This is a genomic window from Pseudomonadota bacterium, from assembly GCA_039028155.1.
In the GTDB taxonomy this organism is placed as follows: domain Bacteria; phylum Pseudomonadota; class Alphaproteobacteria; order SP197; family SP197; genus JANQGO01.
On sequence record JBCCIS010000002.1, the window covers coordinates 168,293 to 193,367 of the forward strand.

The window sequence follows — 25,075 nt, forward strand, 5'->3', positions numbered from 1 at the left end:
TGAGCGGGCGGCGGCCAACTGGATCGGTGCCGCCGAATAGGGTTGACGCAGATATGGCCAGAAGACGTGCTGAAAAGGCCAAACCTTCGCCACAGCAAACACTGCAGCCGCACGAGCTGTTTGCGCGCATGAACGACGTGAGCCGGCTGGAACAGGCAGGTGATGTTACGTCCGCGCTTGCCGCATCGCGCCATCTGGCGTTGCAAGTCCCAGACCGGGCCGAAGCCGCGCGCCTGGCCATCGACGTCGCACTGCGCGCCAACAGACGTCAAGCCGCCGACACCCTCGTCAAGACACTGCGGGCGAAGAGCTCCAATAGTCTCGCGGCCGCTTATGCGGCGACCTATGTCCACTTTCGACGTGACCGCGTAACCGCGGCGCGCAAGGCGGCCGCGGATCTTATCGAACGTTTTCCGACGAACCTGCGTGGCGCACAGTTGCTGGCGGAGATTGCTACCGCACAGGACGATTGGGCCGGGGCGATCGACGTTCTCAAGGCCGTGCTGCAGCACCATCGTCAGGATGCTCGGATCCACCAGCAGCTCGCCGGTCTCTGTTGGCGTACCGGCGAGTTCGAGGAGGTTGTCACGTTCGCGCGGCAGGCAAAGGATCTGGGCCTCGACGCCGCAGCCAACACGCGCCTGCTCGGCGCGGCGCTCAGCCAGCTGAACCGGCACGACGAAGCCGTCGATGTTTTGCGTGAAGCCCATGCCGTCGATCCCGACCACTTCGAGACCCTGGCGCTTTTGTCAGTCGCGCGTGTCGGCATGGCCGACGTCGATGGCGCGATGGCGGATGTCGAGCGCGCGCTGGACCTTCAACCGTTCAGCATCAGGGAAACGCCATCGGCCGATGGCCAGCGACCGTTTACCGTGCTTGCGCTGGAGAACGGTAGCCCGGCGCTCTATGTACGCAGCGACTTCGCCAACTACCATCTGCAGAACTTCATCTCCTATCTCGCATCGCCGGGCTTGCGCATCGCGCATACGCCGGTGACGTCGAATAGCGTGTCGCGCCTGGCAGCGTCGGAACTGCATCCGGATGTCATCGTCAACAATGTTGTCGTCGGCGAGATTTTTGACGACGCGGTGCTTCAGCATCACCGCAACATCATGGAGCTCTATGGCGACGTACCTGTCGTCAATCCACCTGAGGCCGTGATCCATTGTGAGCGGGTGGAGAACAGCCGACGGTTCGAAGGTGAGAGCGGGTTCATCTTTCCGAAGACGCGCCATGTCAATCTCGATGTCATGGCGTTCGACGACGTCTTAACTCTGGTCGAGACAGAGTTTGATTGGCCTATTCTGCTTCGCCCGCCCTACACGGACGAAGGCATCGGCATGAGTCTCGTTGACAATGCGGACTCCTTGCGCGAACAGATCGAGGCGATCGAGCTCAAGAACTGCCTCATCATCCAGTACCACGAGTGCCGCAGCCTGGAGGGTGTCGGGCACCAATACCGTGGCCTGGTGATTGGCGATATCGCCTACGTCGATCGCGTGAACAGCTTTTTGGACTTCCAGTCTCACGACAACCTGCGCCGCGAAGCCGTCTGGCAGAAGCGTGGGTTCGACAAGATCGAACAGGCTTTCCTTGCCGATCCCGACAGCGCCCTGGGTTTTGATTACAAGACCGTCTTCGCGCCAATCATCGAGCGCACACCACTCGACATCTTCGGGTTCGATTTCAGCATCACGCGCGATGGCCGTCCCATTGTGTTCGAGGTCAACGCGTCGATGAACTTGTTCAACAAGGCCAACGCCGCGTGGTCGCCCTACCTGCAGGACCACTATCAGTTCTTGAACGACGTGGTCGTCGACTATCTGCGCAGCAGAGCGAACGCGGCGTCGACAGACTGAAGTCAACGGGCGCAGTATCAAGCACCGGCAACAGAAATCTGCTTACATGGCGAAGAAGCGAAGCACGAAACCCATATCATCACCGTCGCCTGCGTTGTTCTTGCGTGTTGACGAGGTCCTGAAGCTTGAGGCCGGTGGCAAGATCGCGGATGCGGTGAAGGCCGCGCGGAGTCTCGCGGTTGAGAACCCGGACCGGGCCGAGATCGCGCGTCTAGCCATCGACATGGCATTGCGCGGCAACAAGGAGCAAGCGGCCGAGACGGTCGTGAAGGCACTGCGTTCGAAGCACGCGGACAGCTTGGCTGCGGGCTATGTGACGGCCTATGTCCATCTTAGACGCGGCCGTCTGGAGGCCGCCAGGAAAGCGGTCGACAAGCTCTCAGCACGGTTTCCCACGAGCACGTTCGCAGCCCTTTTGTTCGCCGATATCTGCGCTGCTCAATCAGATTACGAGAACGCGATCGCGAAGCTTGAGGCTGTGGTGTCACGCCATGGTGGCGACGGTCCTCTGCATCATCGTCTGGCCGGTCTCTATTGGAGGAGCGCCCGACTGGAGGAAGCGGCGGAGGCGGCGCAGCAGGCGCGCGATCTCGGCATGACCCAGACAGCGAATGCGCGTCTTCTGGGAGCGGCACTCTGCCAGTTGGAAAGGTATGGTGAAGCGGTGCCCATACTGCACGAAGCAGATGAATCCGAGCCCGGCCACTTCGATACCATGGCCTTGCTGTCAGTGGCGCGGTGTGGCGCGGGTGACAGTGCCGGTGCCACGGTCGACGTCGAACGCGCGCTTGACCTCAAGCCGTTCAGCGTCCGCGCGCCCACTGGCCTGGATGACGGATCGGGCCTGACCGTGCTGGTGCCCGAATTTGCCAGCGCGGCGTTTTTCATGCGCGCGGACTTTGCTCAGTACCAGGAGCATAACTTCATTGCCTACTTGACGGCGCCGGACCTGCGCGTGGTGCACGCCCCTGTTACAGCGGGGACGGCCAAGCGTTTGGCGAGATCCGGACTTCGTCCGGACATCATCGTCAACAACCTGACGGTCAAGGAACTCGTCCACGACGAGACCCAGGAGCATTACCAAACCGTTATCGACAACTTCGACGGTGTTCCTGTCGTCAATCCGATTGATAGGGTTCTCGAATGCGGACGGGAAGAGAACTACCGTAAGTTCGAGAGTGAGACAGACTTCATTTTTCCCAAGACCCGGCCGTTGTCGGCTGACGCCAAGACATTGGACGCAGTCGTGGAAGAGATCGAAACCCACTTCACGTGGCCGGTACTGTTGCGCCCGACGCACACCAACATCGGTGAAGGCATGGATCTGATCGACGGTCCCGACGGGTTGCGCGACAGAATGAACCTGATCGGACGCAAGGACCATTTCGTCATTCAATATCACGAATGCCGCAACGAGGATGGGGTGGGTCGCCAATACCGCGCATCGATCGTTGACGGCGAGTTCCTGGGCGACAAGGCGAACACCCACGTTGACTACCAGTCCCATAACGACTTCCGCCAGGAGGCGGTCTGGTTCGAACAGGGCTACGACAAACCGGAACGGGCGTATCTGGCCGATCCGTCCGGTGCGCTCGGCTTCGACGTCTACGAGAGGTTCGCCAGCCTATTCGCCAAGACACCCTTGGACATCTATGGCATCGACTTCGCGATCAATCGCGAGGGCCGGCCGGTCGTCTTCGAGGCCAACGCGGCCATGAACCTCTATGACCTGAAGAACGTCAGGTGGACGCCCTATCACAAGGAATACCACGACAACTTTCAACGCACTGTGGCGCGCTATCTGCGCGGCAGAGCCGCGTGATCAATCGATCAGGTCGCCGTGAATGCCACCAAAGCGCGATGAGTCGCCTCGTCGACGCCGTCTGACCAAACGGTCCAGGTATCGTCGGAAGGGGTGAAGGCCGATGGGTCACCAACGGCAAGGTCGACGGTGACGATGCCGCCATGGGTGTCCAAACGCCCGTAACGTAGCGCGCTTGCGCTATCGTGGCGGGCATGGATGACATGAGGGCCGGCCGCCACCAGGATGTCGACCGGATCATCGCCTGAGAACCGCACCTTGCCGCCGGCGGTGGTGAAGGTGCCGCGCGAGGCGGCGAAGCATGATGCGGCCCGGTCAATCCGGTGGTACTCCTCCATGTAGTTGGTCAGCAGCCCGACCTCGATCATGACGTCGCTGTCCAGGAACATGGCTCCTTTGTCACCGCCTTCCGGCCGGCGATGCAGGTCGACGGGGCGGTGCCAGGTGAACACCTGGTCGTCAACATCGAGCCATCCGGCGAACCCTTCGTCGCGGGCATGTGGCGATGGATCATCGGGTGCCGCAACGCGGATATCGGCATAGAGCGTCGGCGTCTGGATCCAGATCACCGTGGTCGTCGTGTCTTCGCGGCCGGGATAGCGGCCGAACGCGCGCCGCCATACGCCGCACGCCCAGTCGGGCACACAGAGCGAACGAAGCTCGTTGATGCGTGAGTGGTCGAGGTCGGTGGTCATGGCGAACTCCGGGTTGATCGGCGGGCCCCACGTTTGATGGTTCGCGCGGGCGGTGCAACCGAATTGCCGCTGATTCAATTCGTGGCGGATATGCTCTAGGTTGGTCGCGGGCCAATAGCCAGCTTCCAGGACGCCCGCGATGACCGAAATCGACGCCGACCTACCCGCCTATGAACTCTTCTCGACGTTCCTGGGCTTTCCGTCATGCACCGACATCGCGGCGTCGACTGCCGATGTCATTGTTCAGGGCATTCCCTTTGACCTTGCGACCGTCGGTCGCGCGGGAACCCGGGAAGGACCCCGCGCGATACGATTGGTCTCGCCCAACCTGGCGTTTGAGGAGGCGCGCTGGCCCTGGACCTTCGCGCTGAACTCGGCGCTGGCGGTCGAGGACGCCGGCGACATTTACGGTCAGACCGGTGTGCCCGCCACGATGGTCGAAGGCGTCGAACGGCGTACCGACGCCATCCTGGCGGCCGGCAAGCGGGTCATGAGTTTCGGCGGCGACCACTATGTCGCCCTGCCGCTGCTGCGCTCGGTGGCGCGCCATCACGGGCCAGTCTCGTTGCTGCATTTTGACGCCCACACCGACACCTACAAGGGTGAGGACTATAACCACGGCACCATGTTCTATCACGCGGTCCAGGAAGGTCTGATCGAACCGGCGCACTCGGTGCAGGTCGGCATTCGCACCGACTATGACCGCAACGGCCACGCCTTTGAGGTGCTGGGCGCCGACTGGGTGAATAACAACGGCCCGGTCGCGACAGCCCAGTGCATCAAACAGGTGATCGGCGACCGCAAGGTCTATGTCAGCTTCGACATCGACGGTCTTGACCCCGCCTTTGCGCCGGGCACCGGCACGCCGGTTATCGGCGGCATGACCACCAATGCCGCGCTCCAGATTATCCGCAGTCTGGTCGACCTCGACGTGGTCGGCATGGACCTTGTCGAGGTCTGTCCGGCCTACGACCAAAGCGAGATCACCGCCTTGGCCGGCGCCACGCTCTGCCTCGACATGCTCTATGTCTGGGCCGATCGTAACCGCCGCAGCCTGCTATAGGGGACCACATCGTTGTCTGCGCGGATAATGTCGGCAAATCTAACGTGACCGCACGAGTTTTGGGTCTTGTTCTCATGCTCGTGGTCATGGCGGTCCAGCCGGCTGCGCCGGCACATGCTCAGCCGGTAACAGTCGACTGTGAGGCGATCTACGACCGTCCAGGTCACGGCGAGACCTTTTACGAGTCGAACCCGACCTATGTGGATCGCCGCGGTGCATTTGCGTGGGCGAGCGCGTCGCCCCGCGATGTGGGTATGGACGAGACCATCCTGAACCGGGGGATGGATGATCTCCTAAGCGTGCCCATGGCGTTCAGTGTGCTCGTCGTGCGGGACGGCAAGCTGGTCGCCGAGCGCTACAATGACAACAGTGCCGCCGACCATGCCAACAACGTTCATTCGGCGTCGAAGAGTATTCTGTCGGCGCTCGTCGGCATCGCCATCCGCGAGGGTTACATCAAGAGCGTCGATCAGAAGGTGGCAGAGTTTCTCCCCGCCTATTTTGACGATGGTAATGCCGACAAGGCTCAGATCACGATTGCCCACCTCTTGACCATGAGCGCAGGTCTTGCGTGGCGAGAGGACCTGACGGAGTTTGCAATCCAAACCGAGGAGGATTGGGTTGCCGCTATCATGGGCCGGGCACTGATGGACACGCCAGGTAGCGCGTTCCACTACAGCACCGGCCTGACCCACGTACTGTCGGCGGTGCTGAGCGCCGCCACGGGCATGAGTACTTGTGACTTTGCCCACCGCTATCTCTTTGCGCCCCTCGACATCACCGCCGAACACTGGGGCCGTGATCCCCAAGGCGTCTACTCCGGCGGCTACAACCTCTATCTCACGCCGCGTGAGATGGCCGCGTTCGGTCAGCTCTATCTTCAGGGCGGGCTCTGGAAGGGTGAACAGGTCGTTCTGTCTGGCTGGGTTGCCGAATCATGGCAGCCTCACCAGACGGAAGATGAGGATTACAGCTACGGCTATCTCTGGTGGCTGCGTGCGTTCGGCGGCCACCAGGTCGCCTTTGCCTGGGGCTGGGGCGGACAAATGATTTTTGTCGTGCGCGATCTCGACATCGTTGTCGTGGTCACCAGCGATAGCGGCGGCGATGCGAGCGCCTTGGAAGGCCGTAACTCTGCGCGCCGGGCCATGGCGTTTCTGCGTGACGGGGTGATCGCCGCTGTTGAATGATGGCGCTCACGCTGCCCTATCTCGCCGACAGGAGCCCGCCATGTCCGAATCCCTTCACCTCGACCGCCAAGGCCAGGTTCTCGTCATCACACTCGACCGGCCGAAGGCCAACGCCATCGACGCCAAGACCAGCCGCGCCATGGCGGCAGCCTTCGACGAGTTCCAGGCCGATCCCGATCTGCGCGTCGCGATTTTGACCGGCGCGGGCGAACGCATCTTTTCAGCCGGCTGGGATCTCGGCACCGCCGAGGATCCCGACCAGGACTATGGCCCCGGCGGCTTCGGCGGACTGATGTCGCGCTTTGATCTGGAAAAGCCGGTGATCGCCGCCATCAACGGCGCGTGCGTCGCCGGCGGGTTCGAGATCGCGCTGGCTGCCGACTTCATGATCGCCGCCGACAACGCTACCTTTTTCCTGTCGGAAGCGACGCTCGGCCTGACCGTGGCGTCGGCCTCGGTGTCGCGCTTGTGCCAGCGGATCCCCCACGCGCTCGCTGTCGATATGCTCTACACGGGCCGTCGCATTGATGCGGCCGAGGCGCTGCACTGCGGCCTGGTCAGCGATGTCGTCGCCCAGGGTGACCTCATGCCGACGGCTCACGCGCTTGCCGAACGGATCATCGCCTCAGCGCCGCTGTCGGTCGCCGCCATGAAGCAGATGGTGACCAAGGCCGGCGCGCTCACGCCACAAGCGGCCTTTGAGCTGAGCGAAGCCGGTGGCCTGCCGGCAAAGGCGCGCGCCGACGGAAGCGAAGACGCCAAGGAGGGCCCACGCGCCTTCACCGAAAAACGCCCGCCGGTCTGGCAGGGACGTTAGGGCAGCCGCCTATCAGAGATCGAGTTCGGCCCACATGGGCTGATGGTCGGAGCCTTGGGCGGCGTTATCAATCCAGGCCGCCTTGACCGATGGCGCGAGGGTCGGCGTGACGAAGACATAGTCGAGCCGCCAGCCGACATCCGTGCTGCTGTAACGGTCGTTGGCCGGATAAGTGATGCCGTCTGCCTCGCTATTGCCTGCCGCGACCCAGGCATCGACCAGCGTGTCGCGAAATCCGATGCGCCCGTAATCGGGATCAAGCGGTCCGACCAGGCGATGGTACTCCGGGTCCTGCGGTTCACCGCCATGGAAGTTGAAGTCGCCCATGTAGACGGCATCGAACGGCATGGGCGGCGGTGGGGCGACGTACCAGTCATCATCGCTCGACGACTTTCTGAGTTGATCACTTTTGACACCGCCTTCCAGCCAAACGCGCTTATTCAAGTCGAGAAGCCAATCGGCTTGAGCGAGTCGTTCTGTCTCGGAGAGGTGCGAGAAATGTAGTGAATAAAATCGGACCGCCCGATCGCCGACGGCGATGACGCCTTCCAATGCCGTCGACTGGTGATTGTCGTGGGTCGACGATCCCATGTAGGGCATGAGGTGGTTCCGCGACGACAAGATGGGCCAGCGCGACAGCAGCATGTTACCGAATTGACGCCGACGGTTTTTAACGTTCCCGTCCTCTTGGACCTCGCTCATATCCAGATCGAAGGCCGGGCCATAGATCCAATAGCGGTCCGGCAGCAGCGCCGCGATGTCATGTGGTTGGTCGGCCATGTTCGTTCTGGGCCAGTGCCTATTAACCTCCTGCAGCGCGATGATATCAGCGTCCTTTACGGTGTCGGCAATGCGCGCGACGTCGTAACGATCATCTTTGCCGCGTGTGTACTGGATGTTGTAGGTGACGACCTTCATGCTGAACCCCGCGCTTCGGCAACCATCGCGACAGTAGCACGACCGCGCCGATCAAGGCGCACGGTCGGAACCAGCCAACTTGGCGACGGCATCGGCATAGGTCTTGAGACCTTCCGTGCCGACCGGGGTGAGGTCGTAGACGCCGCGCTCGACGCGCTGGAACCAGCCGTAGACATCGCGGTAGAGGATGTCGCGGGCGCGCTCGACGCCGGTCGCCTCGGCGACGGCGCTCGCCTTCGACGGGCCCGTCGCTTCGAGGTGTATGGCGCAGCGCAAGGCGTCCTGACGATAGGCGGTGACGATGCCGCGCCTCGTGCTGCCGCCGGTATTGGGATCGCCGACCCGACGCTGGAACTCGCCCAGCAGCATCGCCTGACGCGCCTTGCTTTTGCGCGGCCGGTAGGGGCCGGGGTCCAGATGGACCTCGACCAGGCCGTTGCCTTTCTTGCCGGCGCCGACGGTCATCAGGCCCAGACCCAGCATGCGGCAGAGTTTGATGATGTCGTTGTAGTGGCGGCCCCATAACGAGCGGTGCGAGACCCGGCCGGGATCGGGAATGGCGAGGTAGACCTGGTCGGTCAACCGCTGGCGACCGATGCCCTGAAACACCAGGGCCAAGGTGAACCCGGTCTTCAGTTCGACCACAACCGGCGGTTCCTCGCCGCGGATCGCGACCACGTCGTTATCGGCGATTTCGGCCTTCACCTCGTATCCCTGGCCCTCCAGAAATTGTTTGACGGGCGGGTAAAGGTCGGTCTCCCTGAGTTTGGACATGACGTGACGTTAACACGCGGGGCGCCAAACTGGCCCCTCGTAAGGGTCGCGGGCCCTACCTGTAAGGCTGATTGCCAAGGGCTGGGCTTCGCGATAGGTAGCAAAAAAGGGCCTCGCCGGCCGGACCGCCAGTCCAGGCGTCCGCCGAGTAGAGGTTGGGCGGAGTGCACATGTCGTTGGTGGCGCGGACAAAACGTTTTGTCCTTCGCGCGATTCTCATGATCGGCGTGCCCGTGCTGGTATTGGTGGTGGCCGCCTGGCTCTACGCCAGCGGCGGGCGTTACGTCACCGCCGAAAACGCATACATCAAGGCCGAGATCATCCATATCGGCAGCGAGATCGACGGCCGCGTCGCCGAAGTCTTTGTCAGGGACTTTCAGTCGGTCGAGGAAGGCCAACTGCTGTTCGAGATCGACCCCGAGCCCTTCGGCATCGCCCTGGCGGCGGCCGAGGCGGATCTGGAGAACATCAAGCACCGCCTGCAGTCGCTCGCCGCCGAGTACCGCCAGGGCGAGGCCGCGATCAACGTGGCGCGCGAGCGCATCCGGTTTCTGACCCTTGAGTACGAACGCCAGGTATCGCTGGAGGCCGACGGCATCGGTGCGCGGGCCAAGCTGGAGGAGGCCGAACACGACCTCGCCATGGCCCGGCGCGAGGTCGATGTCTTGATGCAGCAGAACGACATGGTGCTGGCCCAGATGGGCGGCAGCCCCGACCTGCCGCCGGAGGTCCACCCGCTCTACATGAGCGCGCTGGCTGCCCGCGACCGCGCCGCGCTCGATCTTGCCCATACCCTGGTGACCGCGCCGGTTGGCGGCTTGTTGAGCGATGTCGGTCTGGAAGGCGGTGAGTATGTCGAGGCGGGCGAGCCGGTGTTTGCGCTGGTCGCCAACGGCGCGCCCTGGGTCGAGGTGAACCTGAAGGAGGTCGACCTGACCCATGTCGAGGCCGGCCAGGAAGCGACGGTTGTGGTCGATGCCTATCCCGACGTGGAGTGGCGCGCCACGGTCGCCGGCATCAGTCCGGCCACGGGCGCGGAGTTCGCGCTGTTGCCGCCCCAGAACGCCACCGGCAATTGGGTCAAGGTGGTGCAGCGCGTGCCGCTACGCCTGGAGCTTGAGCCCGACCACGATCTCTCGCGCCTGCGCTCGGGCATGACCGTCACGGTCAGCATCGACACCGGCCATACCCGCGATCTCGGCAGCATCGTGCAGGGCGTCCTGGCCGACGTCCTGCCGAGTCAGTGAGTGCCAGCGATGTAGCCATCGCACCGGCGGCGCCCGCGGCGCCGGCGCGTCCAACCGGCATACGTTTTGTCCTGCTGGTCACCTTCGCGACACTGGCGACCACTGCCTATGACTTCACCTGGACGGTGGTGGCGGTCGCCTTGCCCCACATGCAGGGCACGTTCTCGACCACAAGCGATCAGATCGCCTGGGTCCTGATCGCCTTCATGGTCGGCTCGGCGGTAATGACCGCCAGCACCGGTTGGTTCTCGGCACGCTTCGGGCGCAAGAACCTCTTCCTGTTCGCGACCGCCGGTTACACGATCTCGCTGGTCGGTTGCGGCATGTCGGAGACGTTGATCGAGGCGTCGGTCTGGCGCTTCGCCCAGGGTCTGGTCGGCGCGTCGCTGATCCCGCTCGGTCAGGCCATCGTGGTCGATGCCTTCCCGCCGGAACGTCACGGCCAGGCGACCTCGATCTGGGGTATCGGCGTCATGCTGGGCAGTGTCGCCGGTCCGATCGGCGGTGGTTTCCTGTTGGAGTACTACAGCTGGCCGTGGGTCTTCTACATCACGATCCCGGTCGGCATTATCGCCCTGATCGGCGCCTGGATTTTTGTACCGTCGACGCCCGCCGACAGAACCAGACACTTCGACTGGGTCGGCTTCACGACCCTTGTCGTGGGCGCCAGCCTGCTGCAACTGGCGCTGGCGCGCGGCGAACGCCAGGACTGGTTCGATTCCGCCGAGGTCATCATCGAGATGATGGCGGCCCTTATCCTGCTTTACCTGTTTGCCGTCCACACGGTGTTCGCCAAGAAACCGTTCGTCGACCGCGCGCTGTTTCTCGACCGCAACTACATGACCGGCATGGTCTTCATCGCGGTGATCGGCGCGCTGATCGTGCTGCCCAATTTCCTGATGCCGCTGATGTTGCAGCAGATCGGCGGCTACCCGCCGATCGAAACCGGACGGATGATGATGTGGCGCGGCGGCGGCATTCTGCTCGGCCTGATCCTGGTCGGGCGCATCGCGCATAGGATCAACCCGCGCTCGATGATCATCTTTGGTCTGGTGCTGATGGCGGTGCCGGCCTGGTACATGGCGCAATGGACCGTCGAGATACGAACCAGCGACGTCATGTGGACCAACGCCGTCCAAGGGTTTGGTGGCAGCTTCATCTGGGTGCCGCTCAGCACGCTGACGCTCTCCGGCCTTGCCAAACGCAATCAGGACCAGGGTTACGCGCTGTTCTATCTGGTCTTCGAGCTGGGCAGTTCGGTCGGCGTCGCGGCGATCGTCGGCAAACACAGCCGGGACTCGCAAACCAATCACGCGATCCTGACCGAGGCGATCCATCCGTTTAATCAGTTGTTCGGATACGCCCCGGTCGAGCGTGCCCTGGACCTTGCCGACCCCGCCACGCTCGCCTTGTTGGAGGCGGAGATCCAGCGTCAGTCGGTGATGATCGCCTACAACAACGCGTTCTTCGCCACCTGCCTGATGGCCGCAGCACTCATCCCCGCTGTGTTCATCTTCCGAAGACGCAGTCAAGCGACGCCCGAGGCGGTAACGACGCTTGACGAACCGCCCGCCCCGGAGCCGCTACCGACCGGCGCAGACCGCTAAGGCTTTCTCGGCTTAGTTGGCATCACCGGCCCACTCCCCCACCCGACCAACCCGAGGATGCTGCCGTGGGTGGTCGGGTGGGGAGTGGGCCGGTCCCGGCACCGACACGATCTCAAGTTTTCATCAACATGTCCCTACTGTGACGACCGTCAATGGTCGCGTAAGATGACCACACCACATGAAAGGGGTGACGCGGTCTTGACCACCAAGAGAACAACGGTGACTCACGCCAACCCCCAAACCCAAGTCAAGACCACAGCCGGCGACATGCAGGTATCGGATCCGCCCGTTCTGGACCACGAGACCCTGCGGTCGCTGGCGGACGCGATCGGCTGGCAGAAGGTCAGCCACTTCATCCGCGACTTCACCGATCACGCCAACAATCACCGCGATGCGATGCGCACCGCGCTTGCCAGTGGCGACTTCGACGCGCTCTACCGCTCCGCTCATATGCTGGTATCGGTGTCCGGCAGTCTGGGCGCGGTCGCCACCTCCACGCTCTGCGACAAGCTGCAAAAGGCGGCGCAGGCGGCAGAGGCCGCAGCGGCCAGCACGCTATTTGACGAGGTCGATCACGCGATCGATCTTGCGCTGGGCGAACTCCAGGAACTGGTGGTCAAGACCAAGTCCTGACCAAGGTTCCGATCAGCGGCCGTTGCGCCGCTTCTCGATCGCATCCCAGATCTGCGCTTCCAGCTTCACACCGTCATAGCGGTTGATCTCCTGCAAGCCCGTCGGTGACGTCACGTTGATCTCGGTCAAATAGTCGCCGATGACGTCGATGCCGACAAAGATCAGACCGCGCTCGACCAGCGCCGGGGCGATGGCATCGCAGATCTCCCGTTCGCGTTTGGTCAGGGTCGCTGCCAGGGGTTTGCCACCAGCATGCATGTTCGAGCGGGCTTCGCCTTCCGGCGGCACCCGGTTGATCGCGCCAGCCGCCTTGCCGTCGATCAGGATGATGCGTTTGTCACCGGCCCGCACTTCCGGAAGATATTGCTGCACGATCACCGGCTCGCGGTACATCGCCGTAAACATTTCCAGCAGCGCGTTCAGGTTCTCATCTTCCGGCGTCACGTGGAATACACCGGCGCCGCCATTGCCGTAGAGCGGCTTGACGATGATGTCCTTGTGATCGGCGCGGAAGTCGCGCACCGCCTCGGCGTTCGACGTGATCAGCGTCGGCGGCATCACACCGTCGAAATGGGTGATGAAGAGTTTCTCCGGCGCGTTGCGCACGTGGACCGGGTCGTTGACCACCAATGTGTCGGGGTGGATGTGCTCCAGCAGGTGGGTTGCGGTGATATAGGACATGTCGAAGGGCGGGTCCTGGCGCATCAACACCACGTCCATGATCGAGAGGTCGATCAGCTGCCCCTTGCCGAGCGTCGCGTGGTTGCCCTTTTCGCGACGCACCACCAGCGGGCGCGCATAGGCCGAGACACGGCCGTCGCGGAACATCAGATCGCTCGGCAGGTAGTGGTAAAGGCCGTGCCCGCGTTCCTGCGCTTCCAACGCCAGGACAAAGGTGCTGTCGGCATCGATGTCGATGGTCTCGATGGGATCCATTTGGATCGCGACCGCAAGGCTCATGTCAGTTTCCCGTTAAGGCAGCACACGCAGCGAAATGGCCGCAGCTTAGACGGCGACCTTCAGGCAACTTCACAAGCCAATCCAACTGGATCAAGGAGAAACTGCCGTTCCTGCCGCCGCGCCCACGGCAACGTCAAGTCGACTGCGCCGGCGTGATTACGCGAACATAGCTGACGACATCGCGCACCTTCGGGATCGTGCGGGCATGGGCGACCACCCGGTTCAGCTCGGCCTGGCTCTTGGCGATTCCGGTAAGGTAGATCACGCCGTGGACGGTCTCGACGTTGTAGTTGATCGACGCGATATCCTTGTCCCACAGCAGATCGTTGCGCAGCTGGGTCGAGATCCAGACGTCATCGGCGTAGTACGCAAAGCCGCCTTCGGTCACCTGGATCTCGTTTGCGACCTCCTTGACGCCCTTGACCTCCCAAGTCAGGCGTACCGCGTCGACCCGGTCTTCAGGCGTGTCGACTACGCCGGCCAGAAGCACCCGGCCTTCCGTGACGTCAACGGATACCTCTTGGAACAATTCTTCGTTGTAACGAAACAGTCGCTCGCTGATCTCGACGAAGAGGGTGGTGTCCTCGACTTGATCGCCAATCGAGCGTTCCTCGGCGACGGCCACACCTGCCGTGGCGCCGGCGCCAATCCACATGCCAGGCCCGCAAGCGCTCAACGAAAGCGCGCTCAGCGTCGAAACCAGGAGTGTGATCAGGCTGCGCAACACCATGGCCGAAGTTTCCGCTGTATCCTCGGACAGTCTATATCTTGGGTATGGTTGAACGCACAACCTACAAGATAACCCAAAATTCATCGATCGTCGCGCCACGCGTCAACCTCGTGACGGGGCAGGCGCCATGGTCTGACAACGATCAGGTCGATACGCCAAGTAAAGCCCTGGAACTGTGGCCGATATGCGACGTAGCTCTCCAGCGCGCGGACGACCCGCTGTTGCTGGCGGGTGGTAACGAGCTCTTCGCCCGGCGCGCGGCGCGCCTTGACCTCGACGGCGACCAGAACGCGGCCGCGACTGGCCAGGATATCGATTTCGCCGGCCGGTGTGCGGGCGCGCCGTTCGACAATCCGATAACCCTTCACACGCAGCAGCCAGACTGCGATCGCCTCGCCGAAGCGGCCAAAACCTTCCGCGCGCCGGCGCTTGTCGGTCGTGGTCATGGCGTCTCAAGCCACAGTTCCGCCGATAAACTTGGTATGATGGAACGGCGATTTACTCCGCCGCGCGCCGCCGTTAGGTTCGCGCAGCAAAGGGATGGTGGGCACCATGGCAGTGTGTTTTGGGGTGGAACGGTTGGATTGGCGGGGCTGGTCATGGCTTGTGGTCAGTGTGGCACTCTTCATGGCGCTCGCCGCCTGTCAAGCCAAGCCGACCCAGGTCGAGTCCTCGCCCATCGACGAGCGTCCGGACGTGGTCGAGCCGCTCGAGATCGAGCCGCCGGTCGTGATAGTCGACGAAAACGCGCTGCCGCCTGAAGAGCTGACGCCTTATGGCGTCGCCGCGCCCGGCGTCAAACGCATTGCGCTGTTGCTGCCGTTGACCGGCCCGCATGCGGACTTGGGCCAGGCAATGGCCGATGCGGCAGCGCTTGCCTTGTTCGATATCAACAGTCCCGACCTGGAGCTGATCGTCCGTGATACGGCGGGTACGGCGATGGGCGCCGAAACCGCAGCCCGCGACGTGGTCGCCGCCAACCCGGACCTGATCGTCGGGCCGCTGTTCGCGACCGATGTCGAGGCCGTGTCTCGGGTCGCCCGGCAGGCAGGCATCAACATGATCTCGTTGTCGTCGGACCGGCGCGCGGCGATCAACGGCGCCTACATCATGGGCCTCGACCCGTTCCAGCAAGTCGACCGGGTTGTCAGCTATGCCGCCGAGCAGGGTTACACGCGCTTTGCCACCCTGGCGCCCGGCGGCTCGTTCGGCTCCCAGATGGTCCAGGCACTCAGGGATTCCGCCCTGGCCCACGGCGTCGAGGTCGTCGGCGTCTCGTTCTATGACCCCGCCTCCCAGGACCTGGCCGACGTGGTGCGCGGTTTCACCAGCTACGATGGCCGCCGCGCCGCGCTGAACGCGCAGATCGCCGAGCTTCAGGCCCAGAACGACGAGGTCTCGCGCGCCGCCATCGAACGGCTGAAGACGATGGAGATCGCCGGCACGCTCGATTTTGACGCGCTCTTTCTGCCCGAGTCCGGGGCCGAGCTGCGCACGCTGGCGGGGTACCTCTCGTTCTATGGCGTCGATCCCGGCAGCGTCCGGATCCTGGGTTTATCGAGCTGGGAGGATCCGACGCTGTTGACCGAGCCCGGCCTGGCCGGCGCCTGGTTCGCCACCACGCCGTCGGACCGGCGCGAATGGTTCTTCGCGCGGTTCGAAGAGACCTATGGCGAAGAGGCGCCCCGTCTGGCGACGCTCACCTATGACGCGGTGGCGCTGGCGGCGGCGTTGATGCGCAATGGCGTCTCCGGTGACTTCAGCGATGCCGCCCTGACCGATTGGCGCGGTTTCGGCGGTGTCGAGGGCCTGTTCCGCTTCAAGACCAACGGCGTGCCCGAACGCGGCCTGGCCGTGGTTGAGATCGAACGGGGCGGTTTCAAAATTGTCAGCCCAGCGCCGACCAGCTTCCCGGGTCCGGTGGTGTCCTGGCTGGAGCTCAAGTAGGCGTCTTTGGCGCCTAGACCAGCAGTTCCCGTAACACGCTGTTGAGCAGCGGGCGGCCTTGGGGCGTCAGACGGAGTGTGTCGTCCAGCGCTGCCAGATGGCCTGAAGCGACAAGACGCGCGCGGCGCGTTGGTGCGACCGCATCATCAAGTCCCACACCGGCCGCCCGGCGCATGGCCGCGTCGGAGAGGCCGTCAGTCAGCCGAAGCCCCATCATCAGGACCTCCTCAATGCGCTCATGCCGTTCGACCTCCAGGACTTCAGCCGTCCCGTCACCGCGTGTCTCGACGGCGCTCAGCCACGTTTCCGGCGCCTTCTCCTGACGCCGCGCGACGGTGACGCCGCTATCGCTCAGGCGGCCGTGGGCGCCCGGTCCGACGCCGACCCAATCGCCGGACAGCCAATAGATGAGATTGTGGCGGCTCTCCGCGCCGGGCCGCGCATGATTGGAAACCTCATAGGCCGGCAGATCGGCCGACGCGGTCATTGTCTGGGTGAGCTCGTAGAGATCGGCGGCGTGATCGTCGTCGGGCACCACGAGCTCACCGCGTCGCGCGAGCGTCCAGAAGCGCGTGCCCTGCTCCAAACTCAGTTGATAGAGCGATAGATGCTCGGTGCCGAAGTCGAGCGCGCGCGCCAGTTCCGCCTGCCACTGATCGGGCGTCTGGCCGGGCCGCGCATAGATCAGGTCGAAACTGGTTCGCCCGACGCTTGCGTTAGCGATGTCCAGAGCACGCAGCGCCTCGGCCACAGTGTGCTGGCGGCCCAGCAGACGTAGCGCATCGTCGTCAAGCGCCTGGATGCCGATCGACAGACGGTTGATGCCGGCCGCGGCATACCCGGCGAACCGATCTGCCTCGACCGACCCGGGATTGGCCTCAAGCGTCACCTCGATATCGACGGCAAGCGGCCAGTGTTGCGCGATGCGCTCCAGGACCGCTTCGACCGTCGCGACGGTCATCAACGATGGCGTGCCGCCGCCGAAGAAGATGCTGTCGACCGTTCGCTCCGGTGCCAAGGCCGCCATGGTATCGAGTTCGGTCGCCAAAGCCCGCGCCCAGCGCGCATCATCGATGGTATCCCGCACGTGGCTGTTGAAGTCGCAGTAGGGACACTTGGATTCACAGAACGGCCAATGCACATAGATGCCGAAGCCGGGACTATCGGGATCGTGCTGGGGCATGTGGGTCGTTGCGGGCAGGGCCGTCATCGGCGCAACCATAACCGAGCCGGCGGCGCGAACCTAGATTTGCGAACAAAGGCAGAGCGGATTGACGCGCTCTAGACGTTCTGCAGGTCCTGTTCATCGTAGCCGGCGGCCTCGTGATTGGCCTTACGTGGCCCCAGCAGGAGCTCGGGGTTCCGGTCTTCGGACCAGCCGAGTACGGGCGTGTGGGCGCGATAGCCCAAAAGCTGCTGAACCCGCGGCGGCAGATCGGCGGCCTTATCGGGCGGGCATGAGAGATACTGGTTCTCTTCCTGGCGCAGCCAACCGACGGAAAAGCCGGAGACGACGCCGGTGCGCGGCGTCTGCGTCCGGTTGATGCCGGCGCCGTGCAGAAGCGATCCCAGCCAGACCACGGCCGACCCCTTGGCCATCTCCGCCAACACCACATCGTCCTCGGTCGCCGTGCGATCGTGCGGCCACAGATGGCTGCCAGGCACCATCCGTGTTGCGCCGTTCTCGGCGGTGAAATCCGTGCCAGCGACGATGAAGGAGAGCAGGATTTCCTTATCGCCCGGCTCAAGCTCGACATAGGGCTGGTAGACGCCGGTGTCGCGGTGCAGGGGCTGCAGCTTGCCGCCGGACCAGACCTGCAGAACGCCGAGGACCTGGACCTGATAGTTCTTGCAGTTCTCCAGCAGGACGGCATCGGCCAGTGCGCCGAGCAGCGGGTCGGCAATGATGTCGCCCGCTGCCGATGATTTGGCCGCCAGGGCGTGCACCCGCTTCATCGCGCCGCCGAAGAACGCGCCGCCGGCCGCCGGCGTTCGGTCAAGCTCCGGCTGCACATCATCAATCAGGCGGCCAATGACGTCGTCTGAAAACAAACGGTCAATAACGACCACGCCGTCGTCGTTGAGCGCGGACAGGATCGTGTCTTGGGATGTGTCAGGGGTAAAGGACCGGATAGCCATGGCGCGACTGCCTCCTGTCGTGCCGGTCCACTATAGGACGATGCCGGTGTCAGGCTACCGTCGCGAATGCGGCGACCAGTTTCGCGAACGCCACCGCCCGGTGGCTGATGGCGGCTTTCTCCGTCGGGTCCATCTCGCCGAAGGTGATCGCATAGCCGTCAGGGATGAAGATGGGGTCGTAACCGAAGCCGCGCGCGCCCCGGGGCGGGAAGGTCAACTCGCCCTCGATACGGCCCTCAAAACTGTGGGACTCGCCGCCGGGCCAGGCCATCGCGAGGACGCACACGAATGCGGCCCGGTGATTGGCCTGACCGGCAAGCTCGTGTTCGACACGCGTCATCGCGGCGCCGAAGTCACGGCCAGGTCCGGCCCAGCGAGCGCTCTTGATGCCGGGTTCCCCGCCCAGGGCCTCGACGGCGAGACCGGAATCGTCGGCCAGCACCGGCAGACCGGAGCCTTCGACGGCCGCGTGGGCCTTCAAAAGCGCGTTGGCGACGAAGCTGTCGCCGGTTTCTTCCGGTTCGTCGAGGCCGAGTTCCGCCGCCGAGACGACATCGCCACCCAGCGCCGCCAACAGTTCCCTTATCTCGGCGACCTTGCCCTCGTTGTGGCTGGCGATGACCAGCCGGTCGGGCCAGGTGAGCGCCATGATCTCAGATTCCGAGCGCTTGGCGCTGGATCGTGGTCAGCTCGGCGATGCCTGCGGTTGCGAGGTCGAGCAGCTCGACAAACGCTTCGCGCGAGAAGGGATCGGCTTCCGCCGTCGCCTGCACCTCGACCAGGCCACTGTCGCCGGTCATGACGAAGTTGGCGTCGGCTTCGGCCGTGCTGTCTTCCGCATAGTCCAGATCGAGCACGCCCTCGCCTTCCCAGATCCCGCACGAGATGGCGCCAACCTGGCCGATCAGCGGCAAACTGCTCAACAGACCCTGATCGACCAGGCCCCGCATGGCGATATGGAGCGCGACGTAGCCGCCGGTAATGGCCGCTGTCCGCGTGCCGCCATCGGCCTGGATAACGTCGCAGTCGAGCCTGACCTGGCGTTCGCCTAGTGCCTTGAGGTCGGTTACCGCGCGCATGCTGCGCCCGATCAGGCGCTGAATCTCCTGGGTCCGCCCGGATTGTTTGCCACGCGCGGCCTCGCGGTCGGTGCGGGTATTGGTGCTGCGCGGCAGCATACCGTACTCGGCGGTGACCCAGCCGCGGCCCTGGTCGCGCAGCCACGGCGGCACCCGTTCTTCGACACTGGCCGTGCACAGCACATGGGTGTCGCCAAACCGGGCCAGGCACGAGCCCTCGGCGTGTTTGGAAAAGCCGGTCTCCAGTTCGATGGCGCGCAGCTGGTCTTTGGCGCGGCCTGACGGGCGGTTCATGCGATCTGTCCTGTGGGTCCGAGAGAAGCGCGCCAACCTAGCGTGTTTCGTCCCGACGTAAAGCGGCTGCGTGACGCCAAACACACGGAAAAGACCCAATCTGGCCTCATTCTGTGAGTCGTTGACGCTGAGCGGCGGTCGCCCTACATGATCTGCGCCGCACCGGTGTGCTGTTGTCGGCTGAACAGCAGGCGAAATTTGGGCTGATGATCCAGGAACTGAACGACCGATCGCGGGAGATTTTCCGCATCATCGTCGACGAATACGTCAAAACCGGCGAACCCGTGGGCTCGCGCACGATCTCGCGCCGGCTGACCACGTCGTTGTCGCCGGCGTCCGTGCGCAATGTGATGGCTGATCTCGAAGAGGTCGGCCTCCTGGAATCGCCGCACACCAGCGCCGGCCGCCTGCCGACGGAAACCGGTTTGCGCCTCTATGTCGACGCGCTTCTGCAGCTGGGCGACCTGTCACCGGATGAACGGCGCGCGATCGAAGCGGCGTGCGAGGAGGCGGGTCACCAGTTCGACGAGCTGGTCGGCCAGGCGACCGGCCTGCTGTCGGGCCTCTCCAGCCATGCCGGTGTCGTTATCGCGCCGAAGAAAGAAGCGCCGTTCCGCCAGGTCGAGTTTGTCTCGCTGGCGCCCGACCGCGCCCTGGTCGTCGTCGTGCACGAGGACGGTGCGGTCGAGAACCGCATCATCGAGCTGCCGCCCGGCATCACGCCGGCAATGCTGACGCGTGCCGGTAACTACCTGAACGCCAGGGTCGCCGGTCGTTCTCTGGCCGACGCGCGCACCGCGATCACGAACGAACTGCAGCGGGATGAGGCCGAGCTCGACGCCTTGACCCAGAAGGTGGTCGAGGAGGGCTTGGCGACCTGGTCGGGCGAAAATGACACCGAGGACCGGTCGACGCTGATCGTCAAAGGTCAGGCGAACCTCTTGAACGATGTCAGTGTTATCAGCGACCTCGAGCGTATCCGCGAATTGTTCGACAAACTGGATCAGGCACGCCATATGGAACGCCTGTTGGAGCTGACTCACGATGCGGACGGTGTCTGCATTTTCATCGGCGCTGACAACGAGCTTTTTCAGTTGTCCGGCTGCTCGACGATCGTGGCGCCGATCTCCGACAGCGACGGCGGGTTCGTTGGCGCGCTCGGCATCATTGGCCCGACGCGCATGAACTACGCCCGTATCATTCCCATGGTCGACTACACCGCCAAGGTGGTCGGCCGCCTGCTGGGCTGATCGCCCGCGACGCAAGAAACACTGTTTGGAACGACGACGTATGAACGACGGTAAGAAACAAGAACCCAAGCTCAACATGTTCGACCCGGCCAACGACGATGGCGGCCCGGCGGCGAAGCCTGACGATGCGCCGCAGAACGAGCCGGACCACAACGGTCGGATCGAGCCGGAGAACGATGTGCAGCCCGAAGAGCCCGGAGAGTTTGACGATTTTGACGACGTTGGCGAACTCGATCGCGAAGCCGAGCTCGAGGCGCAGGTCTCGGACTTGACCGACCGCCTGTTGCGCGCGGTTGCCGATACGGAGAACGTCAGGAAACGCGCCGAACGCGACCGCGACGACGCCCGCAAGTACGCGGTGACCAAGTTTGCCGAGGATATGCTGGGTGTTGCCGACAACATGGCGCGCGCGCTTGACGCCGTGGACGACGACCTCCGCCACAACGACTCGGTCAAGGGCTTGATCGAAGGCGTCGACCTGACCGCCAAGGAGTTGGCGGCGGTGCTCGACCGCCACGGCATCAAGCAGATCGATCCGATGGGCCAGAAGTTTGACCACAATCTGCATCAAGCGATGTTCGAGGTCGAAGACGCCGACGCCGAACCGGGCACCGTGGTTCAGGTTCTGCGCACCGGCTACACCATCGGCGACCGCCTGCTGCGCCCGGCCATGGTCGGCGTGGCGAAGAAGCCCGCCTGATCGAAGCGGTGTCGGCGCCGACTAGCTGATGCCGCGCTCCGCCTTGACCCGGTCATAGGCGGCGTTGATCTCCGCCATCTTTTTGTTGGCAACCTCGATGAAGTCTTCCGGCAGGCCTTTCGCCATCATGGCGTCGGGATGGTTGTCACGCAGCAGGGTTCGGTAGGCCGACTTCACCTCCTGGTCGCTGGCTGATGGCTTAACGCCGAGGATCTCGTAGGGGTCGATTTCCGGTGCGGCGCCTCCGGCGACAAACATGCTCTCGATGCGGTGCAGGTCCGCCGCGCTGAAGCCGAAGATACGGGCGACCGAGGCGATGTAGTCGCGTTCGGCCTGATGATAGGTCCCGTCCGCGTGGGCGATCATCAGGAGCGCGGCGAGCAGTTCCTCCAGCATCTGCCGGTTGCCGGCCATGATCGACGCGATCTGGCGGGCATAGGGCTCATAGCCCGTCGCATCGTTCTTGGCCTGATTGAAGATCGCGCCGACCTGGGCCGAGGCCTCGGGCGGAATGCGCACGACGCGTTTCAACGCATCCACTTCGTCGCGGGTGACCTGCCCATCCGCTTTGGCCAGCTTGGCGGTCAGCGCGATCACCGCGACCGTGAAGGCGACCTGACGCGCCTCGTGGGACCATGGCGAATGGTCCTCCAGGCGCGGCCGGTTGGCGCCGCTGCGCTGCTTGTCGACGGCGAAGTGCCCGGCAGCCACGCCGATCAACGCGCCGATCGGTCCGCCAATGCCGAAGCCAATGGCGCCGCCTAAAATCTTTCCCCAGATACTCAACGAACCCTCCGGCCGATCATTCTATTTCGGCGTCGTCTGCCCCTGAGCGCCAGTTGGTGCCATAGGTGGGGGCGCGTGTCTCTTATGCCAACAAGCGAAGAAGCAACGGCAACAGCCGACTAGGCTGTAACAATGCGCTGGGTATCACCGTCGGGAACAACATTGGCCAGATAGCTGAAGGTGCCATCGCATGCCATTTCCGCGGCGGCATCCATGACCAGCTTGCAGGTCGCCCGGTAAAGGCTGCCGCCAGTCGAGATGCGCTTGATCCCAAGCTCTGCCATCTTCTCGCGCGATGCGCCGCCACCCATGCCGACAACGACATTCAGCGGACCATCGACTTCGTCGACCAGGCGTTTCAGGGTCGCGTCGTCGGTCGGGCCGGGCGCGTAAAGGCAGTCGGCACCGGCCTCGCGGTAGCGGTTGAGCCGCTTGATCGACTCGTTGAGCGGGTCGTCGTGGCCATAAAGAAAGCACTCCGCGCGCGCGGTCAGCACGAAGCCGCTGGCGTCGGCCGCCTCGCGGGCCGCGGCGATGCGCTCGACCGCCAGTTCGATGTCATAGAACGGCTTCTTGAAGTCGCCGGTGAAGTCCTCGATCCCGCCCCCCGCCATGCCCTCGGCAACCGCCAGGCGGATGGTTTCGGCGACGTCTTCGGGCCGGTGACCATAGCCGTTCTCCAGGTCGCCGTTGACCGGCAGGTCGGTGGCGCGCGCGATGGCGCCATAGGCGGCCAGAACCTCGCCCCGCGACGCACCCTCCGGCCCGTCGGGACGGCCCTGCGCGTAGTTGAGGCCGGCGCTGGTCGTGGCGAGCGCCTTTAGTCCCGCCGTCGATAAAAGGCGCACGCTGGCGATGTCCCAGGCATTGGGCATGACAAAACAGCTGGGCGCTTCGTGCAGGGCGCGGAAGGCCCCAATCTTGGTGGCAAGATCGACCGGCATGTGATGATCCCCTTCGACTGTCCCGGCGGTGTGGAGGTGTCCACCATAGCATGAACAAAATAAGAACAAACAGAATGAGTCCGCCGTCCTGACGAATTCCTGACAAGTGACTCCAAACAAAGGCGTTTCCGGGCTCCGACGCCCTTGTACGCATTCACGACAACCCTATATCTCCATCCAGCAAATAAGGAATTGTAGGGAGTCCTGACCCGGGCGCCGCGTCGCGGGCCCCCAAGGACTCGCCACGAAAGGTAGGAGAAGACATGGCTAAAGTAATCGGTATCGACCTCGGCACGACCAACTCATGTGTCGCCGTCATGGAGGGCAAGTCCGCCCGCGTGATCGAGAATGCCGAGGGTGGACGCACGACGCCGTCCATGGTTGCCATCACGAGCGATGACGAGCGGCTGGTCGGACAGTCCGCGAAGCGCCAGGCGGTAACCAACCCTGAGAACACGCTCTTCGCCATCAAGCGGTTGATCGGACGTACCTACGACGACCCGATGACGAAGAAAGACAAGGACCTGGTTCCTTACAAGATCATCAAGGCCGACAACGGCGACGCCTGGGTCGAAGCCCACGGCGAGAAGTACAGCCCAAGCCAGATCAGCGCCTTCATCTTGCAGAAGATGAAAGAGACCGCCGAGGCTTTCCTGGGCGAGACGGTGACCCAGGCGGTCATCACCGTGCCGGCCTATTTCAACGACAGTCAGCGCCAGGCGACCAAGGACGCCGGCAAGATCGCGGGCCTTGAGGTTCTGCGCATCATCAACGAGCCGACCGCGGCAGCACTGGCCTATGGTCTGGAGAAGAAGCAGACCGGCACCATCGCGGTCTATGACCTGGGCGGTGGTACGTTCGACATCTCGGTCCTGGAAATCGGCGACGGCGTCTTCGAGGTGAAGTCGACCAACGGCGATACCTTCCTGGGCGGCGAGGACTTCGACCAGAAGATCCTCGACTACCTGGCCGAGGAGTTCCAGAAGGAGCAGGGCATCGACCTGCGCCAGGACAAGCTGGCGCTGCAGAGGCTCAAAGAGGCCGCCGAGAAGGCCAAGATCGAGCTGTCCAGCTCGGTTCAGACCGAGATCAATCTGCCCTTCATCACCGCCGATGCGTCGGGGCCGAAGCATCTGACCATCAAGCTGACCCGCTCGAAGCTGGAGGCTCTGGTCGACGACCTGATCCAGCGCACCATCGAGCCTTGCAAGGCGGCCTTGAAGGATGCCGGCATGAGCGCCGGCGAGATCGACGAGATCATTCTGGTCGGCGGCATGACCCGCATGCCCAAGGTCCAGGAGACCGTGAAGCAGTTCTTCGGCAAGGAGCCGCACAAGGGCGTCAACCCGGACGAGGTTGTCGCGACCGGCGCCGCGATCCAGGCCGGCGTGCTGCAGGGCGAGGTCAAGGACGTCCTGTTGCTGGACGTCACCCCGCTGTCGCTGGGTATCGAAACCCTGGGCGGCGTCTTTACCCGTCTGATCGACCGCAACACGACGATCCCGACAAGGAAGAGCCAGGTGTTCTCGACCGCCGAGGACAACCAGACCGCGGTGACCATCCGCGTCTTCCAGGGTGAGCGCGAGATGGCGTCCGACAACAAGCTGCTCGGCCAGTTCGA

The 25,075-nt window shown here is 63.7% G+C and carries 24 protein-coding genes; 12 read left to right on the forward strand and 12 right to left on the reverse strand.

The window, feature by feature from the left end:
• The first annotated feature begins 128 nt into the window (after positions 1-128).
• Together AAF563_02080 and AAF563_02085 are read left to right on the forward strand one after the other, a co-directional pair.
• A complete protein-coding gene (locus AAF563_02080; protein MEM7120034.1) occupies positions 129-1,859 on the forward strand; it encodes a tetratricopeptide repeat protein in 1,731 nt (576 codons plus the stop codon).
• A 100-nt stretch (positions 1,860-1,959) separates the two neighbouring features.
• Positions 1,960-3,681, forward strand: a complete 1,722-nt coding sequence (locus tag AAF563_02085; protein ID MEM7120035.1) for a tetratricopeptide repeat protein — start codon at positions 1,960-1,962, stop codon at positions 3,679-3,681.
• 8 nt (positions 3,682-3,689) lie between these two features.
• Here AAF563_02085 and AAF563_02090 read toward each other — a convergent pair whose 3' ends face one another.
• Entirely contained in the window at positions 3,690-4,376 is a 687-nt protein-coding gene (locus AAF563_02090; protein ID MEM7120036.1) for a hypothetical protein, read from the reverse strand.
• Between the two features lie 139 nt (positions 4,377-4,515).
• Here AAF563_02090 and speB point away from each other — a divergent pair, with 139 nt between their 5' ends.
• From speB to AAF563_02105, 3 genes are read left to right on the forward strand one after another with little or no spacing between them, the layout of a single operon-like run.
• A complete protein-coding gene (speB, locus tag AAF563_02095) occupies positions 4,516-5,439 on the forward strand; it encodes an agmatinase (protein MEM7120037.1) in 924 nt (307 codons plus the stop codon).
• A gap of 44 nt (positions 5,440-5,483) precedes the next feature.
• Positions 5,484-6,629 (forward strand): serine hydrolase, encoded by a 1,146-nt coding sequence (locus AAF563_02100; GenBank protein MEM7120038.1) that lies wholly within the window; start codon positions 5,484-5,486, stop codon positions 6,627-6,629.
• Positions 6,630-6,669: 40 nt separating this feature from the next.
• Positions 6,670-7,446 (forward strand): enoyl-CoA hydratase-related protein, encoded by a 777-nt coding sequence (locus tag AAF563_02105; GenBank protein ID MEM7120039.1) that lies wholly within the window; start codon positions 6,670-6,672, stop codon positions 7,444-7,446.
• A gap of 12 nt (positions 7,447-7,458) precedes the next feature.
• On the opposite strand, the gene AAF563_02110 is transcribed toward AAF563_02105, so the two are convergent.
• Both AAF563_02110 and AAF563_02115 read right to left on the reverse strand, forming a co-directional pair.
• The gene (locus tag AAF563_02110; GenBank protein ID MEM7120040.1) at positions 7,459-8,364 is read right to left on the reverse strand and encodes an endonuclease/exonuclease/phosphatase family protein; all 906 of its coding nucleotides are present in this window, start codon (positions 8,362-8,364) and stop codon (positions 7,459-7,461) included.
• Positions 8,365-8,415: 51 nt separating this feature from the next.
• Positions 8,416-9,138 carry a DUF2161 family putative PD-(D/E)XK-type phosphodiesterase gene (locus tag AAF563_02115; GenBank protein ID MEM7120041.1) on the reverse strand — a complete coding sequence of 241 codons (723 nt, stop codon included), beginning with the start codon at positions 9,136-9,138 and terminating at the stop codon, positions 8,416-8,418.
• A 218-nt stretch (positions 9,139-9,356) separates the two neighbouring features.
• On the opposite strand from AAF563_02115, the gene AAF563_02120 reads away from it, so the two are divergent.
• The 3 genes from AAF563_02120 to AAF563_02130 all read left to right on the forward strand — a co-directional run bounded on the left by AAF563_02120 (position 9,357) and on the right by AAF563_02130 (position 12,625).
• A complete protein-coding gene (locus tag AAF563_02120; GenBank protein ID MEM7120042.1) occupies positions 9,357-10,385 on the forward strand; it encodes an HlyD family secretion protein in 1,029 nt (342 codons plus the stop codon).
• Entirely contained in the window at positions 10,382-11,992 is a 1,611-nt protein-coding gene (locus AAF563_02125) for a DHA2 family efflux MFS transporter permease subunit (protein ID MEM7120043.1), read from the forward strand. The genes AAF563_02120 and AAF563_02125 overlap by 4 nt, the downstream gene beginning before the upstream one ends.
• A 198-nt stretch (positions 11,993-12,190) precedes the next feature.
• Complete coding sequence (locus tag AAF563_02130) at positions 12,191-12,625, forward strand: Hpt domain-containing protein (GenBank protein ID MEM7120044.1); 435 nt, start codon at positions 12,191-12,193, stop codon at positions 12,623-12,625.
• Positions 12,626-12,637: 12 nt separating this feature from the next.
• Here the strand turns inward: AAF563_02130 and gshB are convergent, their stop codons facing one another.
• The 3 genes from gshB to AAF563_02145 all read right to left on the reverse strand — a co-directional run bounded on the left by gshB (position 12,638) and on the right by AAF563_02145 (position 14,761).
• The gene (gshB, locus tag AAF563_02135) at positions 12,638-13,585 is read right to left on the reverse strand and encodes a glutathione synthase (GenBank protein ID MEM7120045.1); all 948 of its coding nucleotides are present in this window, start codon (positions 13,583-13,585) and stop codon (positions 12,638-12,640) included.
• A gap of 133 nt (positions 13,586-13,718) precedes the next feature.
• Positions 13,719-14,315 (reverse strand): BON domain-containing protein, encoded by a 597-nt coding sequence (locus AAF563_02140; protein ID MEM7120046.1) that lies wholly within the window; start codon positions 14,313-14,315, stop codon positions 13,719-13,721.
• 80 nt (positions 14,316-14,395) lie between these two features.
• The gene (locus tag AAF563_02145) at positions 14,396-14,761 is read right to left on the reverse strand and encodes a YraN family protein (protein ID MEM7120047.1); all 366 of its coding nucleotides are present in this window, start codon (positions 14,759-14,761) and stop codon (positions 14,396-14,398) included.
• Between the two features lie 106 nt (positions 14,762-14,867).
• On the opposite strand from AAF563_02145, the gene AAF563_02150 reads away from it, so the two are divergent.
• On the forward strand, positions 14,868-16,262 hold the full coding sequence (locus tag AAF563_02150; GenBank protein MEM7120048.1) for a penicillin-binding protein activator: 1,395 nt from the start codon (positions 14,868-14,870) through the stop codon (positions 16,260-16,262).
• 13 nt (positions 16,263-16,275) lie between these two features.
• Here the strand turns inward: AAF563_02150 and hemW are convergent, their stop codons facing one another.
• From hemW to rph, 4 genes are all read right to left on the reverse strand, one after another.
• Positions 16,276-17,472: a radical SAM family heme chaperone HemW gene (gene hemW, locus AAF563_02155; GenBank protein ID MEM7120049.1), complete on the reverse strand. Its 1,197-nt coding sequence runs from the start codon at positions 17,470-17,472 to the stop codon at positions 16,276-16,278.
• 71 nt (positions 17,473-17,543) lie between these two features.
• Positions 17,544-18,401: a phytanoyl-CoA dioxygenase family protein gene (locus AAF563_02160; protein ID MEM7120050.1), complete on the reverse strand. Its 858-nt coding sequence runs from the start codon at positions 18,399-18,401 to the stop codon at positions 17,544-17,546.
• Between the two features lie 49 nt (positions 18,402-18,450).
• On the reverse strand, positions 18,451-19,050 hold the full coding sequence (gene rdgB, locus AAF563_02165; protein ID MEM7120051.1) for an RdgB/HAM1 family non-canonical purine NTP pyrophosphatase: 600 nt from the start codon (positions 19,048-19,050) through the stop codon (positions 18,451-18,453).
• Positions 19,051-19,054: 4 nt separating this feature from the next.
• On the reverse strand, positions 19,055-19,774 hold the full coding sequence (gene rph / locus AAF563_02170) for a ribonuclease PH (GenBank protein ID MEM7120052.1): 720 nt from the start codon (positions 19,772-19,774) through the stop codon (positions 19,055-19,057).
• A 206-nt stretch (positions 19,775-19,980) separates the two neighbouring features.
• Between rph and hrcA the strand changes: the two genes are divergently transcribed.
• Complete coding sequence (gene hrcA / locus AAF563_02175) at positions 19,981-21,024, forward strand: heat-inducible transcriptional repressor HrcA (protein MEM7120053.1); 1,044 nt, start codon at positions 19,981-19,983, stop codon at positions 21,022-21,024.
• A gap of 25 nt (positions 21,025-21,049) precedes the next feature.
• Positions 21,050-21,724 carry a nucleotide exchange factor GrpE gene (gene grpE / locus AAF563_02180; protein ID MEM7120054.1) on the forward strand — a complete coding sequence of 225 codons (675 nt, stop codon included), beginning with the start codon at positions 21,050-21,052 and terminating at the stop codon, positions 21,722-21,724.
• A 21-nt stretch (positions 21,725-21,745) separates the two neighbouring features.
• Here the strand turns inward: grpE and djlA are convergent, their stop codons facing one another.
• Positions 21,746-22,510: a co-chaperone DjlA gene (gene djlA, locus AAF563_02185; GenBank protein ID MEM7120055.1), complete on the reverse strand. Its 765-nt coding sequence runs from the start codon at positions 22,508-22,510 to the stop codon at positions 21,746-21,748.
• 119 nt (positions 22,511-22,629) lie between these two features.
• Positions 22,630-23,454, reverse strand: a complete 825-nt coding sequence (locus tag AAF563_02190; GenBank protein ID MEM7120056.1) for an isocitrate lyase/phosphoenolpyruvate mutase family protein — start codon at positions 23,452-23,454, stop codon at positions 22,630-22,632.
• A 263-nt stretch (positions 23,455-23,717) separates the two neighbouring features.
• Here AAF563_02190 and dnaK point away from each other — a divergent pair.
• Positions 23,718-25,075, forward strand: a 1,358-nt coding sequence (gene dnaK, locus AAF563_02195; GenBank protein ID MEM7120057.1) for a molecular chaperone DnaK, incomplete at its 3' end; no start/stop codon positions are given.